A 17,979-nucleotide genomic window follows, 5' to 3' on the forward strand; every position below is an offset into this window, starting at 1 on the left:
TGACCACCATGGTCTCCGAATATCACGTCGCGACGAGCGGCAACGACTCCCACCCTGGCACGGCCGATGCGCCGTGGAAGACCATCTCAAGAGCTGCACAGAAGGCCGATGCTGGAGACACCGTCGTGGTTCACGAGGGTGTGTATCGCGAATGGGTCAAGCCGCAGCGTTCGGGGCGTGGGGAGGCTCGCCGGATCACGTACACGGCGGCCCCTGGTGAACGAGTCGTCATTAAGGGTTCCGAGGTTGTCGAGGCTTGGACGTCGCTGGGCTCGGGTGCGTGGACCACGCAAGTCCCGGCTGCCGTCTTTGGTGATTTCAACCCGTTTGCTGTCGAGGTCGAAGGCGACTGGGCAATCTACCCAAGCCCCGACTCTCCGCGGCGCCATCTTGGTGATGTGTACCTCGATGGCAAGAGCCTGTACGAGGCGGACTCGGTTGATGAGGTGCTCCACCCTGTGGACAAGGCTGAGGCCGTCGACGGCTGGTCGGGCATCAGTGTCGCGCGCCCGGATGCTGCTGCGACTGAACGTACGTGGTTCGCTGAGGTGGCCGAGGACTGCACCACCATTTGGGCCAACTTTGGCGATGCGGACCCTAACGCACACCTGACCGAGATCAACGTTCGCCGTTCAGTCTTTGCCCCTGTGGAGCACCACATTGACTACATCACGGTGCGCGGATTTGAGCTCGCGCAGGCCGCGTCCCCGTGGGCGCCTCCCACCGCTGACCAGCCCGGACTGATCGGTCCCAACTGGGCCAAGGGGTGGATTATCGAGGACAACGAGATCCACGACGCGAAGTGCGTCGCTATCTCGCTCGGTAAGGAAGGATCCACGGGCCACCACCGTGCCTCCGAGCGCCAAGACAAGCCCGGATACATCTATCAAATTGAATCTGTCTTCGCGGCTTTGCGAATCGGCTGGGACCGCGAGAACATCGGCTCTCACATCGTGCGCCGCAACCACATCTTTGACTGTGGCCAAGCCGGCATCGTTGGGCACCTCGGGTGCGCCTTCTCCACGATTGAGGACAACCACATCGAACGGATTGCCCTCAAGCGCGAGTTCTTTGGCCACGAGATTGCGGGTATCAAGTTTCACGGCGCCGTCGACACGGTCATTGAGCACAACCGCATCAACGACTGCACCCTCGGCATTTGGCTGGACTGGCAGACGCAGGGCACCCGTGTGTCGCGCAACCTCCTCTATCGCAATACGCGAGATCTCTTCATTGAGGTTGCCCACGGTCCGCATCTGGTCGACCACAACGTGTTGGGTTCCCCGGCGGCGCTTGAAGTCGTCTGCCAGGGTGGCGCGTACGTGAACAACCTCATTGCCGGAACGGTGCGCCTTGAGCCGGTCATGGAGCGGCCGACGCCGTACCACGTGCCTCACAGCACGCAAGTAGCGGGATATGCGGGCACAAGTGGGGGTGACGATCGATTCATCGCGAACGTGTTCTTGGCTGGGGACAAGACGGATGCCTATACGCCGGGCACGTTCCAATACGATCAAGCGAGTTACGGCACGGCCGGATACGACGGTTGTGAGCCCTCGATGGAGAAGTTCATCGAGAGCCTGAACATTGGCAATAGCGACCACGAACACTTCCATGGCGTGCGCCGTCCCGTACAGATCGAGCGCAACGTCTATGCCTCTGGCGCTCACGCATACGAGCACGAGACTGGTGCAACGTCGGTCGGCGGAGACTCGATGTGTGGCTTCGCGATCGAGGAGCGTGGCGATGCCGTCTATCTCACGTTCGCGCTGCCTGCAGGCTTCGCAGACGCAACAGGACCTGTCACGCACGGCACGGATTTGCGCCCTGCGTACTATCCCGACGCGGAGTTCGAGAACCCTGACGGCACATCTGCTGAGTGCGATGTCGATCTCACCGGCGTGGAAAAGTCGCATGATGACACCTACCCTGCAGGCCCCTTGGCTGAGCTGCGCGAAGGTGCCGCGGAATACCGCGTCTGGTGACACACTGACAGCATGCGGCAGTGCACCATGCGGCAGTGCACCATGCAGAGCCGCGCGAGTCGCAGTGCAGTGTCGCAGTGAAGTGTCGCAGTGCAGTAACGGAGCCGCCACCACATGGAGAACGAACGTATGAGTGATGCACCAGGAAGCGCCGAGTACCTCACGCAACAGCGGGCATCGTTGGTGCCGTGGGTTGCAATGGCTCGCAACGAGCACGGTTTCGGCTATCTCAACGCCGATGGTTCGCTCGACGCGAGCAAGGGCACTGAACTGTGGATCACCTGCAGGATGACTCACGTGGCGGCGCTTGGCCTCCTCGCGCAAGAGGAGCCGCACAACTCTGGCCCGTCGGCGTCGGAACTGCGTGACTTGGCAACTCACGGCGTGCGGTGTCTTGCTGAGACCTTTCACGACGGCGCCAACGGTGGCTGGTACGCGGCCGTTGGCGCAGACGGACCTACGGTGACGACCAAGCAGGCCTACGGACACGCCTTTGTGATCCTGGCCGCGAGCTCGGCGCTCGCGGCCGGGGTCGACGGCGCCGATGAACTCCTCACGGCTGCGTTGAAAGTCTCGGACGAGCGTTTCTGGGATGAGGAACACGGCCTGGTGGTCGAGGAATGGAATGCCGACTGGAGCGAGTTGGACTCCTACCGTGGCGTGAACGCCAACATGCACACAGTCGAGGCATACCTGGCGGCTGGTGATGTTCTGGGTGAGCGCCGTTGGCACCTCCGTGCGGGACGCATCGGCGAGCACGTCGTGGCGTGGGCAAAGAGCAACAACTGGCGTATCCCCGAGCACTTCGACTCGTCGTGGGAGCCGCAACTGGAATTGCATCGTGAACAGCCAGCTCACCCGTTCCGACCCTACGGCGCAACTGTAGGGCACGGACTTGAGTGGGCCCGTTTGCTGCTTGCCATTGACCAAAGCCTGGGGGCCGATGCTCCAGAGGGCTTCGAGGTGGCGGCTACAGCGCTGTACGAACAGGCAGTCGCCGATGGTTGGGATGCAGACGGAGCTGTGGGATTTGTCTACACGACGGATTGGGAAGGCACACCGGTCGTGCGTGACCGTATGCATTGGGTCGTGGCCGAGGCAACCGCAACGGCTGCTGCTCTGGAGAAGACCACGGGGGAGCCTCAGTACAGTGATGCGGCCGCGCACTGGTGGCAGTATGCCGATGAGTGTGTGATCGACCATGAGGGCGGGTCGTGGTTTCACGAACTCGATCCACAGAATCGCCCGGCTGGAACAGTGTGGCCGGGCAAGCCGGATGTCTATCACGCGTATCAAGCTGCGCTGCTCCCGGAGTTGCCGTTGACACCCTCGTTTGCAGCCGCGCTTCGCGCGCGTGGGGGAGTCTGAGTCGTGCGCGCGCAAGGCCGGGTGAAGTCCCAGGGGCGTTGAGTTCCGGACGAACAGTGTCGGGTGGCCTGCGCCGATACACTGGCGGGGTGACTCCTGAAGAACTCTCCGCACAGATCCGCACCGCGCTCCTCGAGGGCATTGACGACTCCGACTTTCAGTTGTCGCCTTTCGATGTACCTGAAGACTTGCGCGTGGAGCGACCCCGCCAGCGTGAGCACGGCGACTGGTCGACCAATATTGCGATGCAACTGGCGAAGAAGGCCGGAACCAACCCGCGCGAGTTTGCTGACACTCTTGTGGAGCGTCTTGTTGAGATTGACGGCATCGCTACCGCTGAGGTCGCGGGCCCGGGCTTCATCAACATCTGCTTGGCTGCTGAGGCCGCGGGCGAGTTGGCGCGCGGCATCGTGGACTATGGCGAGGACTACGGTCGCGGCGAGTCCCTGACTGGCAAGACCGTCAATGTCGAGTTCGTGTCCGCCAACCCCACCGGCCCCATTCACATTGGTGGCACGCGCTGGGCGGCGGTGGGCGACTCGTTGTCGCGCTTGTTTGAGTTCCACGGCGCCACTGTGGTGCGCGAGTACTACTTCAACGACCACGGCGTGCAGATCGACAATTTTGCGGAGTCGCTCTATGTGGTGGTGGCTGGGGAAGAGACTCCCGACAACGGGTACGGCGGCCAATACATTCAGGACATCGCCAACGAGGTGATGATCGAGGCGATGGAGAACGCGGACCCTGACCCGCTTGAGCTCCCTCGCGACGAGGCCATCGAATTCTTCCGCCTGCGTGGCGTGCGCCTCATGTTCAACGAAATCAAGAAGTCGCTGAGTGACTTTGGCGTCGAGTTTGATGTGTTCTTCCACGAGGACGAGCTACACAAGTCCGGAAAGGTTGACCGGGCGCTCAAGGAACTCAAGGAGTCTGGCGCTCTGTACGAGTCCGAGGGTGCCTGGTGGCTGCGCACCACCGAACACGGCGACGACAAGGACCGTGTCGTCATCAAGTCGGATGGAAACGCGGCTTACATTGCGGGTGACATCGCATACATCCGTGACAAGGCAGAGCGTGGTGCTGATCTGTGCGTGTACCTGCTGGGTGCAGACCACCACGGCTACATCGTCCGGTTGAAGGCCGCTGCCGCTGCGCTGGGCTTTGCTCCCGAAATCGTCGAGGTCATCATCGGTCAGATGGTCAACCTGGTCAAGGACGGTGAACCTGTCCGGATGTCTAAGCGTGCTGGCACGGTTGTCACGATGGAAGACCTTGTCGACGCTGTGGGTGTTGATGCTGCCCGGTATTCGCTTGCCCGTTCGAGCGCAGACAGCACTATCGATATTGATCTTGATTTGCTGGCCACCAAGTCCAATGCCAATCCGGTGTTTTACGTCCAGTACGCACACGCGCGCGCATGTTCAGTGGCACGCAACGCGGCAGAGTATGGCATCCGCCGTGAAGATGGCTTTGACGCGAGTCTGCTGGCGCACGAGTGGGAAGCGAAGCTGTTGGGCGTCTTGGGTGAGTTCCCGCGCGTCGTCACGCAGGCAGTGGAGTTCCGTGAACAGCACCGCGTCGCTCGTTACCTCGAGGAGCTCGCTGGCGTCTATCACGGCTGGTACGACCGCACTCGTGTTACCCCGCAGGGTGATGAAGAGATCACGGACCTGAACCGCACCCGCTTGTGGTTGAACGATGCGACGCGCCAGGTCTTTGCAAACGGCCTGCAGCTGCTCGGTGTGTCCGCTCCCGAAAGGATGTAGTTGCACATGACCTCATCTCCTTGGTCCCAGACCGTGGAGCGCGGTTCCGACGGTGCGCTATCTGTGGGTGGCCTTGACGTGCGCGACCTTGCTGCGGAGCACGGGACCCCTCTGTACGTTGTCGATGAGGCCGATTTCCGTGCCCGCGCATCGGCTTTCCGCGGCCATTTCTCGGCGGCATTCCAGCGTCACGGTGCCCAGATGGACGTGTTCTATGCGTCCAAGGCCTTCTTGTGTTCGCAGGTGGCCGGGTGGATGCATGAGGACGGGCTCAGCCTGGACGTGGCCTCGCTTGGTGAGCTGGAGGTCGCGTTGCGTGGCGGCATGCCCGCACACCGCATTGGCTTGCACGGCAACAACAAGCAGATTGACGAGTTGACACGGGCACTCGAGGTGGGGGTGGGCCGCATCATTGTCGACTCCTTCACGGAGGTTGACGTTCTCAATGAGTTAGCGGGATCACTTGGATTGCAGGCTCCCGTCTTGGTGCGCGTCACTACCGGCGTACATGCAGGCGGTCACGAGTACATCGCGACCAGCCACGAGGACCAAAAGTTTGGTCTCTCGCTTGCGACTGGCGCTGCACTGGAGGCACTGCACGCCTGTCACGACGCCCCGCACCTCAATCTGCTCGGCATCCATACGCACATTGGAAGCCAGATCCTCTCGATCGACGCCTTCCGGGAGTCTGCTGATCGCATGTTGCGTCTGCGCGCGCAGTTCACGGCAGCTACGGGCGCGGATCTCCCTGAGGTTGACCTGGGTGGTGGCTACGCCATCGCCTACACCGAGGGCGCGGAATCCTTGGATCCGGCCGATGCCGCGGTCGCCATTGCCGATGCGGTTGCCTCGGTGATGGAAGACCACGGCGGTACGTGGCCGCACTTCTCGATCGAACCCGGACGGGCAATCGCGGGGCCGGCAGGCATGACGCTCTACAACGTTGGGGTCGTGAAGCAGGTGTCGCTCGACGAGGGCGGATCGCGCCAGTACGTGGCTGTCGATGGCGGCATGAGCGACAATCCGCGCACGATCATGTACGGCGCGGAGTACGCGGCAACGCTGGCCTCGCGGTCTTCGGAAGCTGAGCCGGCGCTGTCTCGTGTGGTCGGCAAACACTGTGAGTCGGGGGACATCGTCGTTCGCGATGTGGATCTGCCTGGAGATGTAGCACGCGGAGATCTGCTCGCTGTGGCAGCAACCGGCGCCTATGGGCGCTCGATGGCGTCAACGTACAACAACGCGCTGCGTCCAGCTGTGGTGGCAGTGCGCGATGGCCGCTCGCGAGTGCTCGTTCGCCGCGACACCATCGCAGACTTGCTTGACTGGGACGTACCTGCCTGACGCTGAGCGCCCGTTGCTTCACGCCTCACCCTCAGTCGGCGAGGTCATCTTGGGAAGATCTCAGACATCCGTGGCGTTCACTGTGTTGACGGCGAAACTCCCTTCGTCGTTCCACAGGGAAGGAGAATGCGATGACTGACTCCACGAACACCAGTAATTCCGTAGATACCGACTCCCACGACAAGACCGAGGCGCTGAAGGATCTTGCTACCGAGGTTGAGCAAGAGCGCACCGAAGGAACGTCGTCCGTGTTACCTGATGACGACACCCCCGAGGATGACGGCGACACTCGCGAGAACCACGAGAAGGACAAACTCATCGACAACGTGGTGATCCCGCCAGCCCCTCCGGGAATCCCAAGGTAACTAGCAATTTTCTGAGCAACCGTCTGTCGCCGCGCTAGGTCGTGTCGCGCTAGGTCGTGCCGCGCCAGTCCGGCGGGGAGGGTCTCGCGGCTCGATTTATCGGTCCGCGAGACCGCCCCACGCAGTCAGTTCCTCGAGGTCATCGACGATCTCGTCCATGACGCGATCGAACATGTCCTGGTCTCCGCCATACGGGTCGTCGAGACTCTCCAGCGGCACTGGCGCATCGAGCCGGACGGCATCCAGAGTAAACGCCGTGCTCTCCAGGCGCGTTTGAGGCGTGGCCCCCACCGGGGCATCGGCCTGGCGGGAGAGTGCGACAGCCTCCTTGAGCCCAAAGACGTGCGGTGCTCGCTCACCCCACTCGCGCTCGGCCCACCGTGCATGCTGTTGCGTGGCGACCAGCACAAGGTCGGACTCGGCCAGCGTGGCGTAATCCAACTGGGCTGGCCGGTGGTGCCCGATGGTGATGCCGTGCCGGACCGCCGCGTTGAGCATGGGGAGCGGGACTTCCATACCGATTTCCGCGTAGATTCCAGCGCTGGTGACCTCAGCAGAAGGTCCCCAAAGATTCTGGGCGACGTACTCCATGGCAGGTGAGCGGCAAATGTTGCCGGTGCACACCATCGTGACGCGGGGTGTTGAGTTCATGGCTCTTCACCCTAGAACACGACCCCAGCGCTACGCCAGGAGGCGAGAATCGCCAAGCCAGCATCGTCCGGGCTTCCCGCGCTAGTTCTCGCCATGGCTACGTCCGACTGCGGGGCGCCGTGTCGTGAGAACCGGCCGATGCTGGGAAGGGCGAGGCCTCCGATAGAGTGTTCGCCGTGTCAACTTCCAGTAGCCCCGTGAAGATCGCCATCCTCGGATGTGGGACCGTCGGCACCCAAGTGGTGCGTGTCCTGACCGAGCAGCAGACCGACCTCAGCGCCCGCGTGGGTGCAGATGTTGAGATCGCTGGCGTGTACGTCCGCGACACGTCTGTGACACGTGACCCTGTGGTCCCCACGGACGTTCTCACCAGCGACGTCGATGCCCTGATTGAAAGGGCCGATGTGGTGGTGGAGTTGATGGGGGGCCTGGAGCCCGCGCGCACCATGATCCTGCAGGCGCTGAACGCAGGCAAGGGTGTGGTGACCGCGAACAAGGCGCTCCTCGCGACGCATGGCGCGGAACTCTACGAAGCCGCTGACGCCTCGGGTGCTGATCTGTACTTTGAGGCGGCTGTGGCGGGCGCGATCCCGCTCGTGCGCCCCGTGCGGGAGTCTCTCGCCGGTGACACGGTGACTCGGATCCTGGGCATTGTGAATGGCACCACCAACTATGTGTTGGATGAGATGACGACGAAGGGCCTCGACTACGGCGAGGTGGTCGCGGAGGCTCAGCGCCTTGGATACGCGGAAGCGGACCCCACGGCGGATGTGGGCGGCCATGACGCTGCCGCGAAGGCCGCGATCCTGGCTTCGCTGGCGTTCCATCAGCGGGTGTCTCTCGACGACGTTTACTGCGAAGGCATCACCGAGATTACGGCTGCAGACATTGAAGCCGCAGCAGAAACCGGGCACGTCATCAAGTTGCTGGCCATCGCGGAGCAGACGTCTGAAGGTGTCTCAGCGCGCGTTTACCCCGCTCTGGTGCCCAACGCTCACCCCCTCGCCTCCGTGCGCGGCGCATTCAACGCTGTCTTCATCGAGGCTGAAGCCGCAGGGGAACTCATGTTCTATGGCCAGGGCGCCGGTGGTGCCCCCACCGCATCGGCTGTCATGGGAGACATCGTGTCTGTCGCACGCCATGCGGCCGGAGGCGGACACGGACCGCGCGAGTCCAATTACGCCAAGCATCCGCTGCTGCCCATCGGTGGGGCACAGACTCGCTACGCCATCCGTATGAGCGTTCACGACAAGCCTGGTGTGCTGGCACGCGTGGCAGACGCGTTCGCACGCAATGGAGTCGGCATCGGCTCTGTCCTGCAGGTGCCCGATGCTGAACTCGCGTCGCTCATCATCTCGACCCACCGCGCCAGCGAGGCATCGCTGAGCGCCACCGTGGCCGAGGTCCGCGAGATGGACTCCGTAGGAGAAGTGCTGTCAGTCCTGAGGATTGAGGGAGAGTAATGGCTCACGTGTGGCGCGGTGCTGTCCGCGAATACCTGGATCGAATGCCTTTCGATGAGGGAGACCAGATCGTTTCTCTGGGCGAGGGAGGCACCCCGCTGATCTACGCCAAGTCCATCTCGGAAGAGGTAGGCGCCAGGGTGTACGTCAAGTACGAGGGAATGAATCCCACCGGCTCCTTCAAGGACCGTGGCATGACCTCAGCAATGACCCAGGTCGTCAAGGACGGCGACCACACGGTCGTGTGTGCGTCTACAGGCAACACCTCGGCATCGGCCGCTGCCTACGCCGCTCACGCAGGCCTCAACTGCGTAGTCATGATTCCCGAGGGCAAGATCGCTGCAGGCAAAATGGCGCAGGCCATCGTGCACGGCGCCAAGCTGGTCCAGGTGGATGGCAACTTCGACGAGTGCCTTGACATTGTGCGCTCGCTGTCGGAGGACTACCCCGTGGCACTCGTGAACTCCGTGAACCCGTACCGCTTGCAGGGCCAAAAGACCGCTGCGTTCGAGATCGTTGACCAACTCGGCGACGCTCCAGATATTCACATGCTGCCGGTCGGCAACGCAGGCAACATCTCCGCATACTGGATGGGTTTCCAGGAGTACGCGGAGGCCGGCGTGGCGACTCGCACCCCGCGCATCTGGGGCGTGCAAGCGGAAGGCGCCGCACCGTTCGTGCACGGTGGTCCCATCAAGGATCCAGAGACGGTTGCCACCGCAATCCGTATCGGCAAGCCGGCCTCATGGGACAAGGCCATTGCTGCTCGTGACGAATCGGGCGGCTGGATTCGCGCCGTGTCCGACGTGCAGATCCTCAACGCTCAGGCCCGCCTTGCCGCGGACGTCGGCGTCTTTGTCGAGCCAGCTTCCGCCGCTCCCATCGCGGGGCTTCTTGCAGCATCGGCCCTTGGCGAAGTGCCAGAGGGCGCGACCATCACCTGCACCGTGACCGGCAACGGACTCAAGGACACCGCGACTGCCCTTCAAGGTCGCGAGGTCAACCCCGAAGTTATCCCTGTGGACGTGGCCGCCGCCGCGAAGGCATTGGGGCTGTAGCAATGCGGGTGGGCGCAGATCATGTGCTGGTGACAGTTCCCGCGACGGCAGGCAATCTGGGCCCTGGCTTCGACGCGATGGGTCTGGCGCTTGGAGTCTCCGACGAGATCGAAGTGAGAGCAGTCGCCGCCAACGGCGTCACATTGAACATCGAAGGAGAGGGCGCAGATACGCTCCCGCGTGACGAGTCGCACCTCGTCGTACGCGCACTGCGCGCCGCCCTGGACCATGTCGGCGCGTCGCAGGTCGGGCTTGAAATCACTGCTCGCAACCGCATCCCTCACGGCCGAGGGTTGGGGTCATCGGCTGCGGCCGTGGTCGCCGGAATCTCGGCAGCACGCGGCTTGATCGCGGAGCCGGAAGCGATCTCTCGCGAGGTCGCACTGCAGATTGCGACGTCATTCGAAGGCCACCCCGACAACGCCGCACCTGCCATTTGGGGCGGCGTGACGGTGGCTTGGATGGAAGGCCCCCTTCCACACGCCATCGCCGTCGAGATGGCCGACGGCCTTGAGACTGCCGTACTGGTGCCCGGTTCCACGCTCCCCACGTCGCAGGCGCGCGCCGTCTTGCCGGCCAAGGTGCCGCACGCTGACGCAGCCTTCAACGCTGGGCGCTCCGCATTGCTCGTTGCTGCGCTCGCGGGTCAGACCGATTACCTCTTCGCGGCCACCGAGGACCGTCTCCACCAGGACTACCGTGCGGAAGCCATGCCTGCCGCCATGTCGATGTTGACGTACCTTCGTGAAAAGGGCCTGGCTGCCGTCGTCTCGGGAGCCGGGCCCTCTGTCTTGGTGATTGGCCGTGATCTTCACTCGGTTGATCTCGAGGACGGCATGCCGCAATGGGCCCGCGGAATTGGTGGCGAGAACTGGCGCGTGGTGCATTCGGGTGAGCCAGTTGCCGGTGCCACAGTGCACAGGTTGTAGCTGCTCGCCACACCTCTGTGAGGTGGTCGCCTCATGGCGAGAAGCCAGTACGATTGACCCAACACGCAAAGGTGCGAAGGGATGACGATGAGCAGGAAGTGCCTGGTTGTCCGCGGCGGCTGGTCCGGACACCACCCAGTAGCGTCAACCGAGATGTATATGCCGGTGCTGGAGCAGTTGGGGTTCGGCGTCGACGTTGAGGACACCCCCGAGATCTACTCGGATGCAGAGGCCATGGGTCGATATGACCTGATCGTCCAAGCCGTCACCATGGGCAGTGCCACCGTGGACGAGATCGAGGGCCTGCGCGAGGCCGTCGCAGCGGGTGCCGGGCTTGCCGGCTGGCACGGCGGAATCATTGATTCGTTCCGCAATTCGACGGGCTATCTTCAGCTCGTCGGGGCTCAGTTCGCCGCCCATCCGGATGCCGGAAAAAACCGTGGACGCACCGACCTTGAGCCCTACCGCGACTACACCGTGCGTGTGACCGATGCAGGGCGAGAGCACCCGATTACTGACGCACTGAGCGACTTCGACATCACGACCGAGCAGTACTGGGTTCTGACAGATTCGCACAACCGCGTGCTGTTGGAGTGCACCCTTGAGTCCGACGACGGCGACGAATGGAACGAGTCGATGGTGATGCCGGTTGCCTGGACCCGTCAGTGGGGCGCCGGACGCATCTTCGCCACAACTCTGGGGCACACCCTTGACGTTCTGGAGCGCCCAGAGGTCTCCGGCATGATTCGCCGGGGCTTCGACTGGGCGAGCCGCTAAGGCGGCGCTCGGTAGGGTCAGTGCCATGAGTATTCGTGTTGCCACCGACGCTGACCGTGACGCCATCGCGCGGATCTGCCGCCTGACCGGCGCAGCCGGTCAAGACGCGACGGGCGTGTACGGCGACGACACGGTCCTCGCCGATGTTTATGCGACTCCGTACCTTGACGGTCCGGATTGCTTTGCGTTGGTGTGGGATCAAGGCCATGGGGCGGTGGGCTATTGCGTGGGAACGATGGACACGGAGGCGTTCCAAGCGTGGTTCAGCGATACCTGGTGGCCATCGGTCGCGAGCACTCACGCCATCGTGACCGAAGGCGATGAGCGACTGCTCCGGGCCGCCACGGACCGTTCCAGGATGCTGACACCGCTCACGGGGGAGTACCCCGCGCATGTGCACATTGACTTGCTTCCGGAAGCTCAAGGTCGTGGCGCCGGGCGAGCCCTCATCGAGGCAGCCGTGGATCTTCTCCGGTCGCATGGCGTCTCTGGCATCCACCTGGGCGTTGATCCCGCCAACGAAGGCGCATTGGCGTTCTATCCCAAGGTGGGTTTCTCGGTAGTGCCTGATTCTGGTGGTGCGATGTTTACGCGCGCGACCGAGGCATCGGCCGTCTAACTCTGCGAGTTTCCTCCTTCGAGGAATTCCGGCACGTCTACGTCGGTTCTTCTGAAACAAACGTGCACCAGTGCATCGTATTAAGGTGAGACGGTGACGATGCTTGCCGCGAGCGAGCCGCACGTCCCGTGGACGTCGTGCGACGTCCCCGAGTTGTGAGGAGAGCAGATGACAGCGGTGGCTGAACGCGCCGAGACCAGTACCACTCAGCACCGCGAGGGAACGCTCTGGGGTCTCCTTGTCGCCTCAGTCAAGCCGTACTGGCGTCCGCTCCTGGGAGTGGTGCTGTTCCAACTTGGTTCATCGATAGCCAACCTGTACCTTCCGAGCCTGAATGCAGACATCATCGACAACGGCGTCGTCACCGGTGACGTCCCATACATCTGGAACGTCGGCGGCATCATGCTCGCCCTCTCGTTCTTGCAAATCGCGTGCTCCATCACCGCCGTCTACTTTGGCGCCAAGGTCGCGATGGCCGTCGGGCGCGATCTGCGAGGCCAGATCTTCGCGCGGGTCGGGAGCTACTCCGAGAACGAAGTCCAGCTCTTTGGCGCTCCCAGCCTGATCACTCGCTCCACGAACGACGTCCAGCAAGTCCAGATGCTGGTGCTCATGAGCTGCACGTTGCTCGTGACGGCGCCATTCATGGCCATCGGCGGAATGTTCATGGCGCTCCACCAGGACGTCGCGCTCGCCTGGATTCTGGTGGTGGCGATCCCCGTGCTTCTGATCGCCGTCATCCTGATCATTTGGCGCATGGTTCCGCACTTCCAGCGCATGCAAAAGCGCATCGATGCGATCAACCGCGTGATGCGTGAGCAACTCACCGGAATCCGCGTGGTGCGCGCCTTCGTTCGCGAGCCACAGGAACGGGAGCGTTTCGCGGACGCCAACGCCGCGGTGACCGAGTCCGCCTATAAAGCAGGTCGCTTGATGGCGTCGATGTTCCCGATTGTCATGCTCGTGATGAACATCTCTTCCGTTGCCGTGCTGTGGTTCGGTGCGGAGCGAGTCGACAACGGGCAAATGGAAGTGGGCGCATTGACCGCCTTCCTGACCTACATTGTGCAAATCCTGATGGCTGTGATGATGGCCACGTTCCTGTTTGTGATGATTCCTCGCGCCTCTGTTTCCGCGGACCGCATCAGTGAGGTGCTGGCCACGGAGACATCCGTACATCTGGCGAGCAATCCGCGTGCCGATGTCGGCAACACGGGAGTGGTGGAGTTTGATGATGTCACCTTCGCCTACCCAGGTGCTGAAGAGCCGGTGCTGAAGAACGTCAGCTTCACTGCCACGCCGGGTACCACGACAGCGATCATCGGATCTACTGGAGCCGGCAAGTCAACGCTTGTAGGCCTAGTGCCACGTCTCTACGACGCGACATCAGGCGCTGTGCGCGTCGACGGGGTAGATGTGCGGGACACCGTTCTCGAGGCACTGTGGAAGCGCATGGGCCTGGTGCCACAACGCCCGTACCTGTTCTCCGGCACGGTCGCATCCAATCTGCGCTACGGCGCCGAGGACGCGACCGACGAGGAACTTTGGGAAGCACTGACCGTGGCTCAAGGTGACGAGTTTGTCCGTGCCATGCCGGACGGTCTCGAGACTGCAGTGGCTCAGGGCGGCACCACGGTGTCGGGCGGCCAGCGCCAGCGTCTCTCGATCGCGCGCGCTCTGGTGCGCAAGCCGCAGATCCTCATGTTTGACGACTCGTTTAGCGCCCTTGACACCGCAACCGATGCGCGACTTCGCGCTGCGCTCGAACGTGCTGCCTCGGATGCCACTGTCATCGTGGTGGCACAGCGAGTCTCGTCGATCGTGGACGCAGACCAGATTCTGGTGCTCGAAGACGGCGAGGTCGTCGCCCGCGGCACTCACGACGAACTCCTTGTCAGTTCGGAGACCTACCAAGAAATTGTCAGTACCCAGTTGCGAGCGGAGGAGGCATCGTGAGCGACAACGCGAAGTCCACCACCGCCACAGCACGCCCACCTGCACGTGGCGGCGGACCCGGTCACGGGCCTGCAGCCGGCATGCCTACAGAGAAGGCCATGAACTTTGGTCCTTCCCTCAAGCGTTTGTTCGCTCAGTTGGCGCCCGAGAAGGGGCTGGTGTACCTGGTCGTGGTCCTGGGCGCAGGGTCGGTGGCTCTGTCAGTCATCGGACCCAAAGTGCTCGGCAACGCCACCACCACCATCTACGAGGGTTTCGTCACAGGCGAGGGGATTGACTTCGCGGCACTCCACAGGATCTTGTGGGCAGTCGTCGCGATCTATGTGGTGTCTGCGATCCTGGGCCTCGCGCAGGGCTGGATTCTCAACGGTGTCACTCAACGCACGGTGTACCGACTGCGCCAGCGTGTTGAGGAGAAGGTCCACAGCCTACCGCTGAGTTACTTTGACCGCCATACTCGCGGCGAGCTCCTGAGCCGCGTGACAAACGACATCGACAACGTTTCGCAGACCCTGCAACAGACGCTGAGTCAGTTGTTCACTTCGGTGCTCACGGTCATTGGTGTCCTTGTCATGATGATCTGGATCTCGCCACTTCTGGCTCTGATCGCGGTGGTATCGATCCCCCTCACCATCGTTATCGTGGCGCAGGTCGCCAAGCGCTCCCAGGTGAAGTTCGTCGATCAGTGGAAGTACACCGGTGAACTCAACGGCACTATTGAGGAGACGTACAGCGGGCACGCACTCGTCAAGGTGTTTGGGCGTCAAGCGAAGACCCAAGAAGAGTTCGACACCAAGAACGAGGAACTGTACAAGGCGAGCTTCGGTGCCCAGTTCATTTCCGGCATCATCATGCCTGCTGCGATGTTTGTGGGAAACCTGGTGTACGTCGCTGTCGCTGTCGTTGGCGGCATCATGGTCGCTGGGGGATCACTTCCCATCGGAGACGTCCAGGCCTTTATCCAGTATTCGCGACAGTTCCAGCAACCACTGAGCCAACTCGGTTCGATGTTCAACCTGCTGCAGTCGGGGGTGGCAAGTGCTGAGCGCGTGTTCGAGTTCGTGGATGCTGACGATCAAAGTGAGGACCGTGAGCCAGCGGAAACTCCAGAGAAGTTCCGTGGGCGCCTGCAGTTCGAGGACGTGCGGTTCGCCTACGACCAAGACAAGCCACTCATCACCGGCCTGTCGCTGACCGCGGAGCCAGGCAAGACGGTGGCGATCGTTGGGCCTACGGGCGCAGGCAAGACCACGCTCGTCAACCTGATCATGCGCTTCTACGAACTCGACGGAGGACGCATCACGCTGGACGGCACGGACATTGCACACATGACCCGCGATGACCTGCGTTCGCGCACGGGAATGGTCCTGCAGGATGCGTGGCTCTTTGGCGGCACTATTCGCGAGAACATCGCATACGGACGCCCCGACGCCACCGAGGAAGAGATCCTTGACGCGGCTCGCGCTGCGTACGTCGACCGTTTTGTTCACTCTCTTCCCGACGGGTACGAGACGGTCATCGACGATGACGCCACGAACGTCTCAGTCGGTGAACGCCAGCTCATCACCATTGCGCGTGCGTTCGTTGCGCGTCCCAGTGTGCTGATCTTGGACGAGGCGACGAGTTCCGTTGACACCCGCACAGAACTCCTCGTGCAGCACGCCATGGAGGACCTGCGTAAGGACCGCACGAGCTTCGTGATCGCTCACCGGTTGTCCACCATTCGTGACGCTGATCTCATCCTGGTGATGGAGCACGGTGACATTGTGGAGCAGGGCTCGCACGAGGAACTGATCGCTGCCAAGGGCGCGTATTCACGTTTGTACGAGGCGCAGTTCGCTGCCCCCATCGACGACGTGGACGACCCCGCTCCAGCAACGGGGGAGTTGCCGACGATGACAGCCAATGCTCGCATGGCTGGAACTCCTGTGATGCCGGTGGACGGCACTACAGAGGGTGACGACGCGCCGCCTGTAGAGGACCGCCCGCGCACCTAGGAGTCACTGCTCCGGACTGCTGGAGCGCATCCGCTTCTTATGCCTGGTAGACGGTGACGCCACGCTTGAATGTGCGCTCGACGCTGATGTCCTTGATGGCATCGGCGTCAACCTCGAGCGGGTTGGCGTCGAGGATGACGAGATCGCCTAGTTTCCCTACCTCGATGGAGCCGCGGTCATCTTCGCAGCGGTGTTCGTACGCCGCATTGATGGTCGCCGCCTGGAGAGCCTCGTACGCGGTCACGCGTTGAGCCTCGCCCACGACGACTCCTCCAGTCGAGATCCGCTTCACCGCGGTCCACATGAGTACAAGAGGATTGATGGGAGTGATGGGGTAGTCGGAATGGTTCGTTGGCTTGAGGCCCAGATCGATGGCCGAACGCATGGGCGAGATTCCGAAGGCGCGCTCTTCGCCAAAGTTGCGAATGTGGGTGTCGCCAAAAATGTACGTGTGGATGGTGAACATTGAGGGCTCGAAGCCCTCAGCGACGTAGTCATCTAACTGGTCTAGGCGCATCACTTGCGAGTGGATGGGTACGGTCCGTCCCGGAGGTGTTGCACCGTTGTCTTTCGCGGCACGATGCGCGGCGATGAGTTCGTCGACGGCCCCGTCGCCATTGCAGTGAGCAAAGACTTGGATCCCGTGGTTGTAGGCCAGCGTCACCAGGGCGTTGGCGTCGTCTTGGTTGATGACGGTCAAGCCATGCCAGTGTGTCTCACCACCGGGTCCGCCTGTGAGGTACTCCTCGGTGACGTGCGCAGTGCGGCCTTGGGGCGAACCGTCCAGAATCAGCTTCACGCCTTGAACGGTGTGGCCGTTGGATTCCTCGTTGTCAAAAAGACCTTCATCTATGGCGTCCTTGAGTTCGTTGAAGAGCACCAGCGAGCGCACGTCGACGGGGATCCCTGAGGTGTCGGCGAGGGTTCGGATGTTCTTCACCTGCTCGATGGAGGCCGCACCATCTTGAACGGTGGTGACTCCCCAGCGCGCGTACTCCTTCAGCATCTCGATCAGCGCGTCGTCGGTGGCTTCCAGGAGTCCGAGGACGAATGGAATCCACGCGTTCTCCCACAGCACACCGTTGGGCTTGGTTGTTCCGGGATAGCGGACGATGGTGCCACCTTCGGGATCGTCGACTCCCTCGACGTAGCCGTGGCTCTCGAGTACGCGGGTGTTGACTACGCCACCGTGGCCTGACACGTGAACGATGTACACGGGGTGGTTCGGGAACTCGCGGTCGAGGAGGTCAGCGGTGACTTCTCCGTCATCGTCCATCTTATCGGGGTAGTAGCCCCACCCAAGGAGGAGTTCACCCTCAGGGGTCTGGTTCTTCTTGAGGTTGGCGTGCAACGCCGCGATGAGGTCGTCCACGGTGCGAACGTTGCCCACTGGCGGCGTGTGTAGAGCAGCGTGCTTGATGTACGGCGCACCCATCGAAACGTGGCTGTGCGGGTCCACGAACCCGGGCACCACCGTTGCGCCAGCGAGTTCGACCACCTCAGTGTCGGACGCCGCGAGTGCACGGATTTCTTCATCAGTTCCGACGGCGCTGATCCTGCCATCCGTGACAGCCACGGCTTGCGCGGTGGTGGCGTCGGAATCGACCGTCACGACCGTGCCGCCGACGAGGACGAGTTCGGGTGTAGACATTGCGTACCTTTCCGTGAAGAAACTGCGGCTCCTGGGTTGCTGACTCGGGG

14 protein-coding genes are annotated in these 17,979 nt (G+C 62.4%); 12 read left to right on the forward strand and 2 right to left on the reverse strand.

The annotated features are described in order from the left end of the window. The first annotated feature begins 8 nt into the window (after positions 1-8). From AOP79_RS06590 to AOP79_RS06610, 5 genes are all read left to right on the forward strand, one after another. Positions 9-1,985 (forward strand): right-handed parallel beta-helix repeat-containing protein, encoded by a 1,977-nt coding sequence (locus AOP79_RS06590; RefSeq protein WP_062071996.1) that lies wholly within the window; start codon positions 9-11, stop codon positions 1,983-1,985. A gap of 129 nt (positions 1,986-2,114) precedes the next feature. Continuing rightward, positions 2,115-3,353 carry an AGE family epimerase/isomerase gene (locus AOP79_RS06595; RefSeq protein ID WP_201774440.1) on the forward strand — a complete coding sequence of 413 codons (1,239 nt, stop codon included), beginning with the start codon at positions 2,115-2,117 and terminating at the stop codon, positions 3,351-3,353. 89 nt (positions 3,354-3,442) lie between these two features. Next, the gene (gene argS, locus AOP79_RS06600; RefSeq protein ID WP_062071998.1) at positions 3,443-5,119 is read left to right on the forward strand and encodes an arginine--tRNA ligase; all 1,677 of its coding nucleotides are present in this window, start codon (positions 3,443-3,445) and stop codon (positions 5,117-5,119) included. A 6-nt stretch (positions 5,120-5,125) separates the two neighbouring features. Beyond that, complete coding sequence (gene lysA / locus AOP79_RS06605) at positions 5,126-6,463, forward strand: diaminopimelate decarboxylase (protein WP_062071759.1); 1,338 nt, start codon at positions 5,126-5,128, stop codon at positions 6,461-6,463. A gap of 131 nt (positions 6,464-6,594) precedes the next feature. After that, a complete protein-coding gene (locus tag AOP79_RS06610; protein ID WP_062071761.1) occupies positions 6,595-6,828 on the forward strand; it encodes a hypothetical protein in 234 nt (77 codons plus the stop codon). A 96-nt stretch (positions 6,829-6,924) separates the two neighbouring features. Here the strand turns inward: AOP79_RS06610 and AOP79_RS06615 are convergent, their stop codons facing one another. Next, positions 6,925-7,479 carry an arsenate-mycothiol transferase ArsC gene (locus AOP79_RS06615; RefSeq protein WP_062071763.1) on the reverse strand — a complete coding sequence of 185 codons (555 nt, stop codon included), beginning with the start codon at positions 7,477-7,479 and terminating at the stop codon, positions 6,925-6,927. 176 nt (positions 7,480-7,655) lie between these two features. Here AOP79_RS06615 and AOP79_RS06620 point away from each other — a divergent pair, with 176 nt between their 5' ends. The 7 genes from AOP79_RS06620 (at position 7,656) to AOP79_RS06650 (ending at position 16,278) form a co-directional block, all read left to right on the forward strand. Further along, positions 7,656-8,942, forward strand: a complete 1,287-nt coding sequence (locus AOP79_RS06620) for a homoserine dehydrogenase (protein ID WP_201774441.1) — start codon at positions 7,656-7,658, stop codon at positions 8,940-8,942. Next, the gene (thrC, locus tag AOP79_RS06625; RefSeq protein WP_062071767.1) at positions 8,942-10,000 is read left to right on the forward strand and encodes a threonine synthase; all 1,059 of its coding nucleotides are present in this window, start codon (positions 8,942-8,944) and stop codon (positions 9,998-10,000) included. The genes AOP79_RS06620 and thrC overlap by 1 nt, the downstream gene beginning before the upstream one ends. 29 nt (positions 10,001-10,029) lie before the next feature. Next, positions 10,030-10,929, forward strand: coding sequence for a homoserine kinase (gene thrB / locus AOP79_RS06630; RefSeq protein ID WP_236683283.1), 900 nt, complete (start codon positions 10,030-10,032; stop codon positions 10,927-10,929). Between the two features lie 81 nt (positions 10,930-11,010). After that, positions 11,011-11,706 carry a ThuA domain-containing protein gene (locus AOP79_RS06635; RefSeq protein WP_369401064.1) on the forward strand — a complete coding sequence of 232 codons (696 nt, stop codon included), beginning with the start codon at positions 11,011-11,013 and terminating at the stop codon, positions 11,704-11,706. A gap of 25 nt (positions 11,707-11,731) precedes the next feature. After that, the gene (locus AOP79_RS06640; protein WP_062071772.1) at positions 11,732-12,325 is read left to right on the forward strand and encodes a GNAT family N-acetyltransferase; all 594 of its coding nucleotides are present in this window, start codon (positions 11,732-11,734) and stop codon (positions 12,323-12,325) included. 168 nt (positions 12,326-12,493) lie between these two features. Next, the gene (locus AOP79_RS06645) at positions 12,494-14,281 is read left to right on the forward strand and encodes an ABC transporter ATP-binding protein (RefSeq protein ID WP_062071774.1); all 1,788 of its coding nucleotides are present in this window, start codon (positions 12,494-12,496) and stop codon (positions 14,279-14,281) included. Beyond that, entirely contained in the window at positions 14,278-16,278 is a 2,001-nt protein-coding gene (locus AOP79_RS06650) for an ABC transporter ATP-binding protein (protein WP_304512070.1), read from the forward strand. Before AOP79_RS06645 ends, AOP79_RS06650 begins: the two co-directional genes overlap by 4 nt. A gap of 37 nt (positions 16,279-16,315) precedes the next feature. On the opposite strand, the gene AOP79_RS06655 is transcribed toward AOP79_RS06650, so the two are convergent. Next, positions 16,316-17,929, reverse strand: a complete 1,614-nt coding sequence (locus tag AOP79_RS06655) for an amidohydrolase (RefSeq protein ID WP_062071776.1) — start codon at positions 17,927-17,929, stop codon at positions 16,316-16,318. Positions 17,930-17,979 lie beyond the last annotated feature (50 nt).

Source organism: Demequina sediminicola (assembly GCF_000975055.1).
Taxonomy (GTDB): domain Bacteria; phylum Actinomycetota; class Actinomycetes; order Actinomycetales; family Demequinaceae; genus Demequina; species Demequina sediminicola.